Source organism: Brevirhabdus pacifica (genome assembly GCF_002797755.1).
GTDB lineage: Bacteria > Pseudomonadota > Alphaproteobacteria > Rhodobacterales > Rhodobacteraceae > Brevirhabdus > Brevirhabdus pacifica.
In genome coordinates, this window is the sequence record NZ_PGFI01000013.1 from 26,628 (window position 1) to 38,866 (window position 12,239).

16 protein-coding genes are annotated in these 12,239 nt (G+C 67.5%); 9 read left to right on the top strand and 7 right to left on the bottom strand.

Features of this window, described 5'->3' with window-relative positions; genetic code table 11:
- Positions 1 to 6: 6 nt before the first annotated feature.
- Together rpoZ and folK are read right to left on the bottom strand one after the other, a co-directional pair.
- A complete protein-coding gene (gene rpoZ / locus CLV77_RS11915; protein ID WP_076980107.1) occupies positions 7 to 360 on the bottom strand; it encodes a DNA-directed RNA polymerase subunit omega in 354 nt (117 codons plus the stop codon).
- Positions 361 to 472: 112 nt separating this feature from the next.
- Entirely contained in the window at positions 473 to 1,078 is a 606-nt protein-coding gene (gene folK, locus CLV77_RS11920; protein WP_076980106.1) for a 2-amino-4-hydroxy-6-hydroxymethyldihydropteridine diphosphokinase, read from the bottom strand.
- Between the two features lie 100 nt (positions 1,079 to 1,178).
- Between folK and CLV77_RS11925 the strand changes: the two genes are divergently transcribed.
- From CLV77_RS11925 to CLV77_RS11950, 6 genes are all read left to right on the top strand, one after another.
- Positions 1,179 to 1,757 (top strand): LabA-like NYN domain-containing protein, encoded by a 579-nt coding sequence (locus CLV77_RS11925; protein WP_076980105.1) that lies wholly within the window; start codon positions 1,179 to 1,181, stop codon positions 1,755 to 1,757.
- A 162-nt stretch (positions 1,758 to 1,919) separates the two neighbouring features.
- Positions 1,920 to 2,330, top strand: a complete 411-nt coding sequence (locus tag CLV77_RS11930; RefSeq protein ID WP_244901596.1) for a YqaA family protein — start codon at positions 1,920 to 1,922, stop codon at positions 2,328 to 2,330.
- A gap of 112 nt (positions 2,331 to 2,442) precedes the next feature.
- Entirely contained in the window at positions 2,443 to 3,393 is a 951-nt protein-coding gene (gene ispH / locus CLV77_RS11935; RefSeq protein ID WP_076980103.1) for a 4-hydroxy-3-methylbut-2-enyl diphosphate reductase, read from the top strand.
- A 110-nt stretch (positions 3,394 to 3,503) separates the two neighbouring features.
- A complete protein-coding gene (locus CLV77_RS11940; protein WP_076980102.1) occupies positions 3,504 to 4,127 on the top strand; it encodes a glutathione S-transferase family protein in 624 nt (207 codons plus the stop codon).
- Positions 4,124 to 4,612, top strand: coding sequence for a ribonuclease HI (rnhA, locus tag CLV77_RS11945; protein ID WP_076980101.1), 489 nt, complete (start codon positions 4,124 to 4,126; stop codon positions 4,610 to 4,612). The genes CLV77_RS11940 and rnhA overlap by 4 nt, the downstream gene beginning before the upstream one ends.
- Positions 4,612 to 5,259, top strand: coding sequence for a trimeric intracellular cation channel family protein (locus CLV77_RS11950; protein ID WP_076980100.1), 648 nt, complete (start codon positions 4,612 to 4,614; stop codon positions 5,257 to 5,259). The genes rnhA and CLV77_RS11950 overlap by 1 nt, the downstream gene beginning before the upstream one ends.
- Before the next feature lie 21 nt (positions 5,260 to 5,280).
- Here CLV77_RS11950 and fmt read toward each other — a convergent pair whose 3' ends face one another.
- Genes fmt through def (CLV77_RS11970) form a run of 4 tightly spaced genes read right to left on the bottom strand, consistent with a single transcriptional unit; the run spans position 5,281 to position 7,769 of the window.
- Complete coding sequence (gene fmt / locus CLV77_RS11955; protein ID WP_076980099.1) at positions 5,281 to 6,186, bottom strand: methionyl-tRNA formyltransferase; 906 nt, start codon at positions 6,184 to 6,186, stop codon at positions 5,281 to 5,283.
- Positions 6,186 to 6,698, bottom strand: coding sequence for a peptide deformylase (gene def / locus CLV77_RS11960; RefSeq protein ID WP_076980098.1), 513 nt, complete (start codon positions 6,696 to 6,698; stop codon positions 6,186 to 6,188). The genes fmt and def (CLV77_RS11960) overlap by 1 nt, the downstream gene beginning before the upstream one ends.
- The gene (def, locus tag CLV77_RS11965; RefSeq protein WP_076980097.1) at positions 6,695 to 7,216 is read right to left on the bottom strand and encodes a peptide deformylase; all 522 of its coding nucleotides are present in this window, start codon (positions 7,214 to 7,216) and stop codon (positions 6,695 to 6,697) included. The genes def (CLV77_RS11960) and def (CLV77_RS11965) overlap by 4 nt, the downstream gene beginning before the upstream one ends.
- 31 nt (positions 7,217 to 7,247) lie before the next feature.
- On the bottom strand, positions 7,248 to 7,769 hold the full coding sequence (gene def, locus CLV77_RS11970; RefSeq protein ID WP_076980096.1) for a peptide deformylase: 522 nt from the start codon (positions 7,767 to 7,769) through the stop codon (positions 7,248 to 7,250).
- Between the two features lie 93 nt (positions 7,770 to 7,862).
- Here def (CLV77_RS11970) and CLV77_RS11975 point away from each other — a divergent pair, with 93 nt between their 5' ends.
- Together CLV77_RS11975 and CLV77_RS11980 are read left to right on the top strand one after the other, a co-directional pair.
- Positions 7,863 to 9,035 (top strand): MalY/PatB family protein, encoded by a 1,173-nt coding sequence (locus CLV77_RS11975; RefSeq protein ID WP_076980095.1) that lies wholly within the window; start codon positions 7,863 to 7,865, stop codon positions 9,033 to 9,035.
- A gap of 11 nt (positions 9,036 to 9,046) precedes the next feature.
- Positions 9,047 to 10,543, top strand: a complete 1,497-nt coding sequence (locus CLV77_RS11980) for a citrate lyase subunit alpha (protein WP_170043962.1) — start codon at positions 9,047 to 9,049, stop codon at positions 10,541 to 10,543.
- 54 nt (positions 10,544 to 10,597) lie between these two features.
- Here the strand turns inward: CLV77_RS11980 and CLV77_RS11985 are convergent, their stop codons facing one another.
- A complete protein-coding gene (locus tag CLV77_RS11985) occupies positions 10,598 to 10,945 on the bottom strand; it encodes a hypothetical protein (protein WP_076980093.1) in 348 nt (115 codons plus the stop codon).
- A gap of 243 nt (positions 10,946 to 11,188) precedes the next feature.
- Here CLV77_RS11985 and CLV77_RS11990 point away from each other — a divergent pair, with 243 nt between their 5' ends.
- Positions 11,189 to 12,184 (top strand): glutathione S-transferase family protein, encoded by a 996-nt coding sequence (locus CLV77_RS11990; protein ID WP_076980092.1) that lies wholly within the window; start codon positions 11,189 to 11,191, stop codon positions 12,182 to 12,184.
- The last annotated feature ends 55 nt before the right edge of the window (positions 12,185 to 12,239 follow it).

Here is a 12,239-nt window from a genome sequence, read left to right on the forward strand (position 1 = left end):
CTGCGGTCAGCCCTGGCCCTGAGCTTCCATCAGGGCGCGCAGAAGCTTTTCCTCGTCCATGTCATCGTCGGCGGGCTTGTCGGCCTCGACACCCATCAGCAGGGCCATCGCGTCCTCTTCGGGCTCATCGACCTCGATCTGGGTCTGATGCGCCTCGATCATGCGCTCGCGCAGGTCATCGGCGGACTGGGTTTCCTCGGCGATCTCGCGCAGGCTGACGACGGGGTTCTTGTCGTTGTCGCGGTCCACGGTCAGCGGCGACCCGGCGGCCACTTCGCGCGCACGGTGCGCGGCCAGCATCACCAGCTCGAACCGGTTGGGGACTTTATCAACGCAATCTTCAACCGTCACGCGGGCCATGGGGATCTCCAAACTCAGTCAGGAAGGTATCAGGGCGTGTATGTATAAGGAACGCGCGGGGTTTACAAGGGGACACCGGGGCGCGCCCGGACGGGCCACGCCAAGGCCCGGCTCAGGTTCCCGGGGGGGCCGCGATGGGGCGGATCTCGGCCCGGGCCGCGGGGTCCAGCCGGTTCGTCATCTCGGCGACGGTCAGGCCCAGGACCGGGTGGCGCCAATGGGGCGCCACGTCGTTCAGCGGCACCAGCACAAAGGCCCGTTCCTGCACCCGGGGATGGGGCAGGATCAGGTCGTCGGGGGCCTCGCTCATCTGCCTCTGCAGGGGCAGATCCATCCATTGCTGCAAGGTTTCGCGATCAGGAAGGATCGTGTCGCCAAGTGCAATCAGGTCCAGATCCAGGGTGCGCGGCGCCCATCGTTCATTGCGAGTGCGGCCGAACTCAGCCTCGATCACATGCAATTTTTGCAAAACGCAGGTTGCAGAAATCGACGTTCTCACAAGTGCAGCCGCGTTAACGAAATCCGGGCCCGAACCTGGCGGGAAGGCAGGGGTCCTGTAGAATTTACTGATTTTTATTGAATGATGAGTTAAACTTTCGAGATTAACCAAGGCTTCCGTCAACGTCTCGATTGACGTTTCGACAGATGACGTCGCGTTACTACCCAGCGCGATCAGTGCTTCCGTAACAGTTTCGTAACGTTCTTTAGGTTGCGGCACCCGAGTTCATTCCTATTTTAGCGAGAGTCCTGCGTAGCACATTTCCATCCCTCACACTCACGAGGGCGCCGACGCGGGGCTATTACCGGAAGGACAGATTATGTTTTACAGAGACGAACGGCTTGCCCTGTTCATAGATGGGTCAAACCTTTACGCCGCGGCAAAGGCACTTGGATTCGATATCGACTACAAGCTGCTGCGGCAAGAGTTCATGCGCAGGGGCAAGATGCTGCGGGCGTTCTACTACACCGCACTGCTTGAGAATGACGAGTATTCCCCCATCCGTCCCCTAGTCGACTGGCTCCATTACAACGGCTTCTCGATGGTGACGAAACCGGCGAAGGAATACACCGACAGCCAGGGCCGTCGGAAGGTCAAAGGCAACATGGACATCGAGCTGACGGTGGACGCGCTGGAGCTGGCTCCGCACGTGGATCACATCGTGCTGTTCTCGGGCGACGGTGATTTCAAACCGCTGATCGAGGCGCTTCAGCGCAAGGGCGTCCGGGTTTCGGTCGTTTCCACCATCCGCTCGCAGCCGCCGATGATTTCCGACGAGCTGCGCCGCCAGGCCGATAATTTCATCGAGCTGGACGAGCTGAAGGAAGTGATCGGCCGCCCCCCGCGCGAGCCCCGCGCCGAAGAAGAGCAGCGCAGCGAGGAAATGGCCGATATCTGAGTTGCCGTTCCCGTTTCGCAAAGACACGGACGTTGAAGGCCGGGGCATTGTCCCCGGCTTTCGCGCGTCTGGCCGCCCGGGCCGGGGTGCGTTTGCGCCCCTCGCCGCCACCCAGCCGGGCGGGCGCTGATGGATCCCGCACTTTGGTCCCAATTGGGGGGCATGTTTCTTGCGGCCTTCGGCGCCGCTACCATTCTTCCGTTTCAGTCCGAGGTGGTGTTTGCCGGTATCCAGCTTGCCGGATCGGTCCCTCTCGGCCTTCTGATACTGGTTGCCAGCGTCGGCAATGTTCTGGGCGCCGTGGTCAACTACGTGCTGGGTCGCGGGATCGAGCGGTTTCAGGACCGGCGCTGGTTTCCCGTATCGCCCGCGTCACTGGACCGTGCGCGGGGCTGGTACGGGCGGTGGGGCGTCTGGACCCTGCTGCTGAGCTGGGCGCCGCTGGGCGATGCCTTCACCGTGGTCGCCGGGGTCCTGCGCACCCCTTTCTGGCTGTTCCTGCTGCTGGTCACCATCGCCAAGACCGGCCGCTACCTGTTCCTGGCCTGGGCCACGGCCAGCATCGCCGGCTGACCCGCCGCGCCCGGTTGCCTCTGGACCCCGGGGCGCGAAATCCTTACCTCTGCTGACGACGACACGCGCCGCTGGCCGCCACCCGGGCAGCGTGCCCCGACCGGAGAGACCGATGTCCCGCCCTCCCCTCACCCTCTACCTGGCCGCGCCGCGCGGCTTCTGCGCCGGGGTCGACCGCGCCATCAAAATCGTCGAGATGGCGTTGGAGAAATGGGGCGCGCCGGTCTACGTGCGCCACGAGATCGTGCACAACCGCTATGTGGTGGACGGGCTGCGGGACAAGGGCGCGGTCTTTGTCGAAGAGCTGTCCGACTGTCCGCCCGACCGGCCGGTGATCTTCTCGGCCCACGGCGTGCCCAAATCCGTGCCCGCCGAGGCCCGCGAACGCGAGATGGTCTTTGTCGACGCCACCTGCCCGCTGGTCTCCAAGGTGCATATCGAGGCCGAGCGCCATGCCGAGGCCGGCCGCCAGATGGTGATGATCGGCCACCAAGGCCACCCAGAGACCATCGGCACCATGGGGCAACTGCCCGAGGGCGAGGTGCTGCTGGTCGAGACGGCAGAGGACGTGGACCGGCTGGAGGTGCGCGATCCGGACCAGCTTGCCTTCATCACCCAGACCACCCTCAGCGTCGATGACACCGCCGGCATCGTCGAGGCGCTGAAGCGCCGTTTCCCGGCCATCGTCGGCCCCCACAAGGAAGACATCTGCTATGCCACCACCAACCGCCAGCAGGCGGTAAAGGCGGTGGCGCCCAAGGTTGACGCGATGCTGGTGATCGGTGCGCCGAACTCGTCGAACTCGCGCCGCCTGGTCGAGGTGGGTTCGGCCGCGGGATGCGCCTATTCGCAACTGGTCCAGCGCGCCGCCGACATCGACTGGCGTGCCCTGGGCGACATCCGCTCGGTCGGGATCACCGCCGGCGCCTCGGCCCCCGAGGTGCTGATCGAAGAGGTGATCAACGCCTTCCGCGACCGCTATGACGTCACCGTCGAACTGGTCGAGACCGCCCGCGAGAACGTGGAATTCAAGGTGCCCCGCGTTCTGCGCGAACCCGCCTGATCTGACCCTGCAGAACCGCGCAGGCCCGCGCCGGCGCACGCCTTGCTTGACCCGCGCCCCGCTTCGCGCCATCCCGAACGGGATGCCCCGCCCGCCCAAAAGGCCCCGCAATGACCGATCGGATCACGCTTTATTCGATGCCCTCCTCAGGCAACAGCTACAAGCTGCGGCTGATGCTGGCGCTTCTGGGCCGCCCTTATACCCACGTTGCGCTGGAAGATGGCACGCCCGAGCTGGACCGTGCCAAGGCGCAGGGCCTTCTGCCTCAGGGCAAACTGCCGGCGCTGCATCTGGACGACGGCACGGTGCTGGTCGAATCCAACGCCATCCTGTGGTTTCTGGCCCAAGGCAGCGACTGGATACCCGCCGATCCCCTTGATCAGGCCCGCGTGCTGGCCTGGATGTTCTTTGAGCAGAACCGCCATGAGCCGGTGATCGCCGGGCGTGCCTCGTTGCGCTGCTATGAAAACCGCCGCGCCCAAGCCACGCCCGAGCGGATGGCCGAGTTGCTGGAGTCGGGCCACGCGCTGCTGGCGATCCTGGATCAGGGTCTTGCGGGGCGCGACTGGCTTGTGGGCCATGCCCCCAGCCTCGCGGATATCGCCCTTTATGCCTACACCCACAGCGCCGGAAGCCGGGGCGGCTTCGACATGGCGCGTTTTCCCAACATCGCCGCTTGGTGCGTCCGCATGGCCGCCCTGCCCGGCCATATCGAACTGGACCACATCCCGTGACAGAACTTTTTGCCTATACCGATGGTGCCTGCAGCGGAAACCCCGGCCCCGGCGGCTGGGGAGCCCTTCTGATCGCCCGCGAGGATGGCAAGGTCATCAAGGAACGCGAGTTGAAGGGCGGCGAGGCCGACACCACCAACAACCGCATGGAGCTTCTGGCCGCGATCTCGGCGCTGGAAAGCCTGACGCGGCCCTCGACGCTGGTGATCGTGACCGACAGCGCCTACGTCAAGAACGGGGTCACGTCGTGGATCCACGGCTGGAAGCGCAACGGCTGGAAGACCTCGACCCGCAAACCCGTCAAGAACGAGGATCTGTGGCGCCGCCTTGACGAGGCGCAGGCCCGTCACAATGTGGAATGGCGCTGGATCAAGGGCCACGCCGGACACGAGGAAAACGAGCGCGCCGACGAGTTGGCGCGCGCCGGCATGGCCCCCTTCAAGCCTGCCGCGCGCCGGCCCGCCGGCGCGGCCGGGCGGCGCTGATGGAGGCGGCGGCCGCAGGCGCCACCCTTGTTCAGGTGCTGGACCTGGCCGCGGTCTTCGTCTTCGCGCTGACAGGGGGCCTTTCGGCCAGCCGGGCACAGCTTGACCCCGTGGGCTTCATCTTTGTCGCCGCCGTCACCGGCCTGGGCGGCGGCACACTGCGCGACCTGATCCTTGACCGCACTCCGGTCTTCTGGGTCGCCAACCCCTATTACCTTCTGGTGGCGGCGATCGCGGCGCTGCTGGTCTTCTTCACCGCACACCTGCTGATGTCGCGCCTGCGCGCGATCTACTGGCTGGACGCGCTGGCGCTGGGCATGGCCGTGCCGGCGGGCCTGGCCGTGGCTGTGGGGCTGGGCGCGGACTGGCCCATCGCGATCACGATGGGGATCATCACCGCGTCGTTCGGCGGGATCGCCCGCGACGTGATCTGCAACGAGGTGCCCGTGGTCCTGCAAGAGGGCGAGCTTTACATCACCGCCGCCTTCGCGGGCGGCGCGGCCGGGATGGCGGCGCTTGCCGTGACCGGCAGCCCGGTGACCATGGCGCTGGTCTGCGGCTTTACCGCCGTCATCATCCGGGCCGCGGCGCTGGCTTTCAACCTGCGCCTGCCGCGATACAAGCCGCGCCCGCCCCGCGAACGCTGAGAGCGGCCGCGCCGGGAAGGCTCAGTCGCCCATTCGCTCAGGCAAGGTGTTGCCGCGCAGGAATTCGGCCGCGCCCGCCGCCCGCTTGCCCTGGCGCTGGGCTTCCAGCACCTCGACCGCACCTTCGCCACAGGCGATGGTAAAGCCGGTCAGAACCTCGCCTGGGGCACCTGCCCCGCCCTCCGCCACGCGCGAGCGCAGCAGTTTCACCCGTTCGCCCGCCATCTCGGTCCAGGCGCCGGGAAAGGGCGACAGGCCCCTGATTTTGCGATCTACCTCTGCGGCCGGACGGGACCAGTCGATCCGCGCCTCGGCCTTGTCGATCTTGGCCGCGTAAGTCACGCCCTCTTCGGGCTGGGGCACGGGGGTCAGCCCCTCCAGCCGCTCCAGCGCCTCGACGATCCGGGCCGCGCCCAGCGCCGACAGCGCGTCGTGCAGATCGCCGGTGGTGTCTGTGGGTCCGATCGGGATCTCGGCCCGCAACAGCACCGGCCCGGTGTCGAGCCCGGCTTCCATCTGCATGATGCAGACGCCGGTGCGCGCGTCGCCCGCCATGATCGCCCGGTGGATGGGCGCCGCCCCTCGCCAGCGCGGCAGAAGGCTGGCGTGGATGTTCAGGCACCCGTGACGCGGCGCATCCAGCACCGCCTGCGGCAGCAGCAGGCCATAGGCCACGACCACCGCCACGTCAGCCTCAAGCGCCGCGAAGCGCGCCTGTTCATCCGCGTCGCGCAGGGTTTCGGGGTGGCGCACCTCAAGGCCCAGCGCCTCGGCCCGGGCATGGACGGGGGTGGGGCGCGGTTTCTTGCCCCGACCCGCCGGGCGGGGCGGCTGGCAGTAGACGGCGGCGATCTCGTGCCCGGCCGCGATCAGCGCGTCCAGGACGGGGACCGAGAAATCGGGCGTGCCCATGAAGACGATCCGCATCAGCCGATCTCCTTTCGTGCCTTGCGCAGAAGCATGTCGCGCTTGAGCCGGCTCAGCCGGTCGAAATACATCCGCCCCTCAAGGTGATCCAGTTGGTGCTGCGCCGAGGTGGACCACAGCCCCTCGAACCGGCGCGTCACCCGCGCACCCTCGGGGTCCAGATAGCCGATCTCAACCCATTCGGGGCGCTCCAGCCGGGCCGAGACACCGGGCAGGTTGGGGCTTGCCTCCTCGTGCCGGCGCATCCGGTCCGAGGCTGCGATCAGCACCGGGTCGGCCATCAGCACGGCCTCATCGCCGGTGCCGGTGGCATCGACCACCGCCAGCCGCCGCATCACGCCTATCTGGGGCGCGGCAAGGCCGACGCCGGGCATGGCGACCATCGTGGCGACCATGTCGGCCAAGATCTGGTGCACCGCTTCATCCACCGTGCCCACAGGCTCGGCGGGCGTCCGCAGCCGGGGGTCGGGCCAGGGGACGAACGGCCGGGGGGTGCCAAGGTGGCGCTTCATTGCGGCCCCGCCGCGCCGGGCGCGTCGCCCGAAATTTCGCCGCCGGCACCTTCACCGGCAGGATCCTCAGCCACCCGGTCGATGCAAAGGATCCCGTCCAGGTGGTCAAGCTCGTGCAGGATGCAGCGGGCGTCGATCCCCTCGAACCGGGCCTTCTGGGGGCGCCCGCGCTGGTCGGTCCATGCCAGGGTCACGGCGACGGGGCGCCAGACCGGCACCACGCGCCCCGGGATCGACAGGCAGGCCTCCGCGCCCAGTTCGCTGACAGGTGCCACGTCCAGAACCTCGGGATCGATGAAGGCGATGGGGCGCGGCGGCCCTTCCTTCCAGCGGGTGTCCATCACGAAGATCCGGGACAGCGCGCCGACCTGCGGGGCGGCAAGGCCCCGCCCCTCTGCCTGATACATCGCCTGCAACAGATCCTCGACAAGGGCCCGGGCGCGTTCGTCCACCGTGCCGACGGGCCGCGCGACTTGACGCAGAACCGGATCGGGATACAGGCGGATGGGCAGGGTCATGGCCGCAACGCCCCGGCGTGCGCCGGGCGGCTCACGACCGCGCCCGCTCGCGCTTGAGCTTCTGCATGCGCCGCGTGATCATCTGACGCTTGAGCGGCTTGAGGTAATCGATGAACAGCCGCCCATCGAGATGATCGATCTCGTGCTGCACGCAGGTGGCCCAAAGACCGGCGAAATCCTCCTGGTGCTCCTCGCCGTCGCGGCCGATCCAGCGCACGGTCACCTCGGCGGGCCGCTCGACATCGGCGTATTGCTCGGGGATGGACAGACAGCCTTCCTCGTAGACATTGCGCTCGTCCGAGCTGGCGATCACCTCGGGGTTGAACATCACCATGGGGCGCGGCTCGGCCCCCTCCTCCTTGACGCAATCCATCACAAGGGCGCGGGTCAGCACGCCGACCTGGGGTGCGGCCAGGCCGATGCCGGGCGCGGCATACATCGTCTCCAGCATGTCATCGGCCAGGGAGATGAGGGCGCCGTTCACGTCGGTCACCGGCGAAGCGACGGTTTTCAGACGCGGGTCGGGGTGGATCAGGATGGTGCGTTTGCTCATGCCGTTGGATTTAGGCGATGACCGCCCGATCCGCAACGCCCCCTTGCACCCGGCGTCCTGCAGGGTAGCGTGCCACAAAACGGAGGACAGCGCGTGAATTTCGACGAAGAGATCGACCGGCGGGGCACCCATTCCAGCAAATGGGACCAGATGGAGAAACTGTTCGGCGTCAGCCCCGAGGGGGGCATCCCCATGTGGGTGGCCGACATGGACTTCCGCGCCCCGCAGGCGGTGGAGAATGCGCTGCGCGATTACGCGGACCGGGGCGTATACGGCTATTACGGGGACGAGGATGCCTATCGCGCCGCCGTCGCCTGGTGGGCCGCGAACCGCCACGGCTGGCAGATCGAGGCCGACTGGATCTTCACCACCCACGGCCTGGTCAACGGCACCGCCCTCTGCCTCGACGCCTTCAGCAAGCCCGGCGACGGCGTCGTTCTTTTCACCCCCGTCTACCACGCCTTCGCCCGGGTGATTCGCGCCGGCGGCCGCCGGGTCGTCGAATGCCCCCTGGCCGTGGAAGAAGGGCGCCACGTGCTCGACCTCGAGGATGCGCAGTCGCGCCTGACGGGCGACGAGACGATGCTGATCTTCTGCTCGCCCCACAACCCGGGCGGACGCGTCTGGACAGAAGATGAGCTGCGCGCCGTGGCCGAATTCGCCCGCCGCAACGACCTGATCCTCGTCTCGGACGAGATCCATTGCGACCTGGTTTTCCCGGGACACCGACACCTGCCCCTTGCCACCGCCGTCCCCGAGGCGCTGCCGCGGCTGGTGATGATGACGGCGGCCACCAAAACCTTCAACATCGCCGGCGCGCACCTGGGCAATGTCATTATCCCCGACCCCGAGCTGCGCGCGCGCTTTGCTGCGCGCATCGCGTCACAAGGCATCTCGGCCAATTCGATGGGGCTTTTCATGGTGACGGCCGCCTTCTCGCCCGAGGGGGCGGAATGGGTCGATGCGCTGATGGGTTACCTGGACGGCAACCGTCAGATGCTGGACGAAACGCTGAACGCCATTCCCGGCGTGCGCTCCATGCCGCTGGAGGCGACCTATCTCGGATGGGCCGATTTCTCGGGGACTGGCATGATTGACGACGAGCTGACCCGCCGCATGCACGAGGATGCCCGCGTGGTGCCCAGCCCCGGCCCCTCCTTCGGCACGGGCGGAAGCCGGCACCTGCGCTTCAACTTCGCCACGCCCCGCGCTCGGGTGGCCCAGGCATGCGAACGGATCGCGGCGGCTTTCTCGGACCTGCAATGATCGGGACCGGTATGGAAATTCCGGGATACGAGCCACCGGCGGCGGCGCGGGTGCCCCAGCCCCGTCTTGCCCCCCGCGCCGGTCGCCGGGGCGCCGCCCTGTGGCGCACCGACGAGCTGGAAAAGGCACTGGAGCGGGCGGGCCTGCGCGACGGGATGACCGTGTCCTTCCACCATCACCTGCGCAACGGTGACTGGGTGATGAACATGGTGCTGGGCGCGGCGGCGCGGATGGGCATCCGCGACCTGCACCTGGCGGCAAGCTCGATCTTCCCGGTCCAGGCGCCGCTGGTGCCCCTGGTCGAGGATGGCACGATCACCCGGCTGACCACCAACTACCTGACCGGTCCCCTGGCAGAGGCGGTCCGCCAGGGCCGGCTGGCCCACCCGGCGGTCCTTCAGACCCATGGCGGGCGCGCCCGCGCGATCGAGGATGGATCGCTGCCGATCGACATCGCCTTCATCGCCGCCCCCGGCGCCGATGCAGAGGGGAACCTGAGCGGCGTCCACGGTCCATCGTCCTTCGGGCCGATGGGCTATCCCGCCGTGGACGCCACCCAGGCCCGCCAGGTCGTGGCCCTGACCGACAGCCCTTTCGAGGGGGTATTCCCCCGCGCCGACATCCCCGGCCATCTGGTCGACGGTATCGTCACCCTGCCCCGCCTGGGCGACGCGGCCCGCATCGTCAGCGGCACCACCAGCCCCACAACCGATCCCGCCGCCCTGCACCTGGCGCAGGTCGCCGCCCGGGCCATCGCCGCCGCCGGGCTGCTGCGCGACGGGTTCTCGTTCCAGACCGGTGCGGGCGGCATCTCGCTGGCCGTCGCCGGAGAGCTGCGCCGCATGATGCACGAGGGCGGCATCACCGGCAGCTTCGCCTCGGGCGGGATCACCGCGCACCTGGTCGGCATGCTCGAAGACGGCCTGTTGCGCGAATTGCGCGATGTTCAGTGTTTTGATCTGGAGGCCGTGGCCTCCTACGCCTGCAACGTGGCCCACCGGGGGATGAGCGCCTCGGATTACGCCAGTCCCGCCCGCCCCGACGCGGCGGTCAACGCGCTGGACGCGATGATCCTGGGCGCGGCCGAAATCGACCTGGAGTTCAACGTCAACGTCACCACGGCAGGCGACGGGCGTATCATCGGGGGCTCTGGCGGGCATGCGGACGCGGCGGCGGGGGCCAAGCTTACGCTGGTGACGACGCGGCTTTGCGCCGGGGACAATCCCAAGATCGTGGCGCGGGTCGGCCATGTCACCACCCCCGGCCACACGATCGACGCCGTCGTGACCGAGGCCGGGATCGCGGTGAACCCGCGTCGACCGGAACTGGCGCGCGCCTTCCGTGCGGCGGGGTTGACGGTGGAACCGATCGAGGCGCTTGCCCGGCTGGCCGCGGAAACCTCGGGCCGGGCCCCGGCGCCCCCCGCATCGGGAGACCCGGGGCCGGTGGTCGCCGTCAGCGAGTATCGCGACGGAACGCTTTCGGACGTGATCCGGCGCGCGGGCTGAGGGGCGCCCCTCTCCGCGCGAAGGGCAGATCCCGGCCGCGTGCCGAGACGGGACCTAACGGCCCAGCAGTGCGATCGGCGCGTCGGGCGCGCGGTAGAAATCAAGCGGCGCCCGGTCGCTTGCCTGGGTGCTGCGCTTGTATTCATACCGCATCTCGTCGCCCTCAAGCTCGGAGGCAACGATGAGGCACTGGTAAAGGTGCTTGCCGGCAGAATGGATGTCCACCAGCCCGCGCAGATTTGGCACCGCACCATGCTCCACCGCGAAGCCGCCCTCCCAGATCCGGTCGATCGGCCAGTGTTGGTCGCCCATCGCGACCCGCAGGCGCGTCTTGCGGCGTCCATCATTGCGCTTGGCCTTCAACAGGCCCTCGCGCACCTCCTTGGGTAGAAAATCGTCCATGCCACTCCCCCGGTCTACATGTTCGAAGCTTCCTGTTGTTCCCGATTCGGTCAAGTGAAGCTTTGACGACAATTCGTTCCGTTGCCGAAACAAATCGCCCCGGCCGAAAATCGCAACACATCCGGGACCATGCGGTTCCGTGCGTTCGCGAACATGCGCCCTGCGGGTATCTGCGGTTTTATGCAGTCGGGGAATGCTATCTCAGAAGGGACGGCACGAAACCGACTGTAAACGGAGAGCGGCATGGGACTTCTGATCGAGGGTGAATGGCATGACGCCTGGTACGACACCGAGAAGACGGGCGGTGCCTTCGTCCGCTCCACCGCCGGGTTTCGCAACTGGGTGACACCCGACGGCGCCCCCGGTCCCAGCGGCGAGGGGGGCTTCAAGGCCGAAAGCGGCCGCTACCATCTTTACGTCTCCTATGCCTGCCCTTGGGCGCACCGGGCATTGATCTTTCGCAAGCTGAAGCAGTTGGAAGACCATATCGACATCTCTGTCGTGCACCCCGACATGCTGGGCGACGGCTGGACCTTCGCCACCGATTTCCCCGGCACGACGGGGGACCGTCTGTTTGGTCACGACTACCTGCGCGAGGTCTATCTGCGCGCCGATCCGGGCATCACCGGGCGGGTCACGGTGCCCGTGCTGTGGGACCGGCAGCGCGAGACGATCGTCTCGAACGAGTCGGCCGAGATCATCCGCATGTTCAACAGCGCCTTCGACGACATCACCGACAACCGCGACGATTATCGCCCGGCCGAGCTGGAAGCGCGGATCGACGAGGTCAATTCCTGGGTCTACGACGACATCAACAACGGGGTCTACAAGGCCGGCTTCGCCACCACCCAGGACGCCTACGACAAGGCCGTCACCACCCTTTTCGCCACCCTCGACCGGGCCGAGGATATCCTGACCGCCCAGCGCTACCTGGCCGGCGACCGCGTGACCGAGGCCGACTGGCGTCTTGCGACCACGCTCTTCCGTTTCGATGCGGTCTATCACCTGCATTTCAAATGCAATCGGCGGCGGCTGATCGACTACCCCGCGCTTTGGGACTATGCCCGCGAGCTTTACCAGTGGCCCGGCGTGGCCGAGACGGTCCGCTTCGACCATTTCGTGCGCCATTACCACTACAGCCACGACACGATTAACCCGCACCGGATCATCCCGATCAACCCGCGCCCCGACTGGGATGCGCCGACCGGGCGGCGGCTGGCCCGCAGCGACGCGGCCTGAGACAGCACGCGCGTGGGGGACGAACGCGGAAACAGGCGACGGGCTTGCGCCGGTT

What these genes read in the sequence shown, in the direction of transcription:
- CLV77_RS11925 (WP_076980105.1), top strand. Translation starts at nt 1,179, where the DNA reads ATGTTTTACAGAGACGAACGGCTTGCCCTGTTCATAGATGGGTCAAAC.
- fmt (WP_076980099.1), bottom strand. Translation starts at nt 6,186, where the DNA reads ATGCGGATCGTCTTCATGGGCACGCCCGATTTCTCGGTCCCCGTCCTG.
- CLV77_RS11940 (WP_076980102.1), top strand. Translation starts at nt 3,504, where the DNA reads ATGACCGATCGGATCACGCTTTATTCGATGCCCTCCTCAGGCAACAGC.
- CLV77_RS11930 (WP_244901596.1), top strand. Translation starts at nt 1,920, where the DNA reads ATGTTTCTTGCGGCCTTCGGCGCCGCTACCATTCTTCCGTTTCAGTCC.
- CLV77_RS11990 (WP_076980092.1), top strand. Translation starts at nt 11,189, where the DNA reads ATGGGACTTCTGATCGAGGGTGAATGGCATGACGCCTGGTACGACACC.
- def (WP_076980097.1), bottom strand. Translation starts at nt 7,216, where the DNA reads ATGACCCTGCCCATCCGCCTGTATCCCGATCCGGTTCTGCGTCAAGTC.
- def (WP_076980098.1), bottom strand. Translation starts at nt 6,698, where the DNA reads ATGAAGCGCCACCTTGGCACCCCCCGGCCGTTCGTCCCCTGGCCCGAC.
- ispH (WP_076980103.1), top strand. Translation starts at nt 2,443, where the DNA reads ATGTCCCGCCCTCCCCTCACCCTCTACCTGGCCGCGCCGCGCGGCTTC.
- rpoZ (WP_076980107.1), bottom strand. Translation starts at nt 360, where the DNA reads ATGGCCCGCGTGACGGTTGAAGATTGCGTTGATAAAGTCCCCAACCGG.
- def (WP_076980096.1), bottom strand. Translation starts at nt 7,769, where the DNA reads ATGAGCAAACGCACCATCCTGATCCACCCCGACCCGCGTCTGAAAACC.
- CLV77_RS11985 (WP_076980093.1), bottom strand. Translation starts at nt 10,945, where the DNA reads ATGGACGATTTTCTACCCAAGGAGGTGCGCGAGGGCCTGTTGAAGGCC.
- CLV77_RS11950 (WP_076980100.1), top strand. Translation starts at nt 4,612, where the DNA reads ATGGAGGCGGCGGCCGCAGGCGCCACCCTTGTTCAGGTGCTGGACCTG.
- CLV77_RS11980 (WP_170043962.1), top strand. Translation starts at nt 9,047, where the DNA reads ATGGAAATTCCGGGATACGAGCCACCGGCGGCGGCGCGGGTGCCCCAG.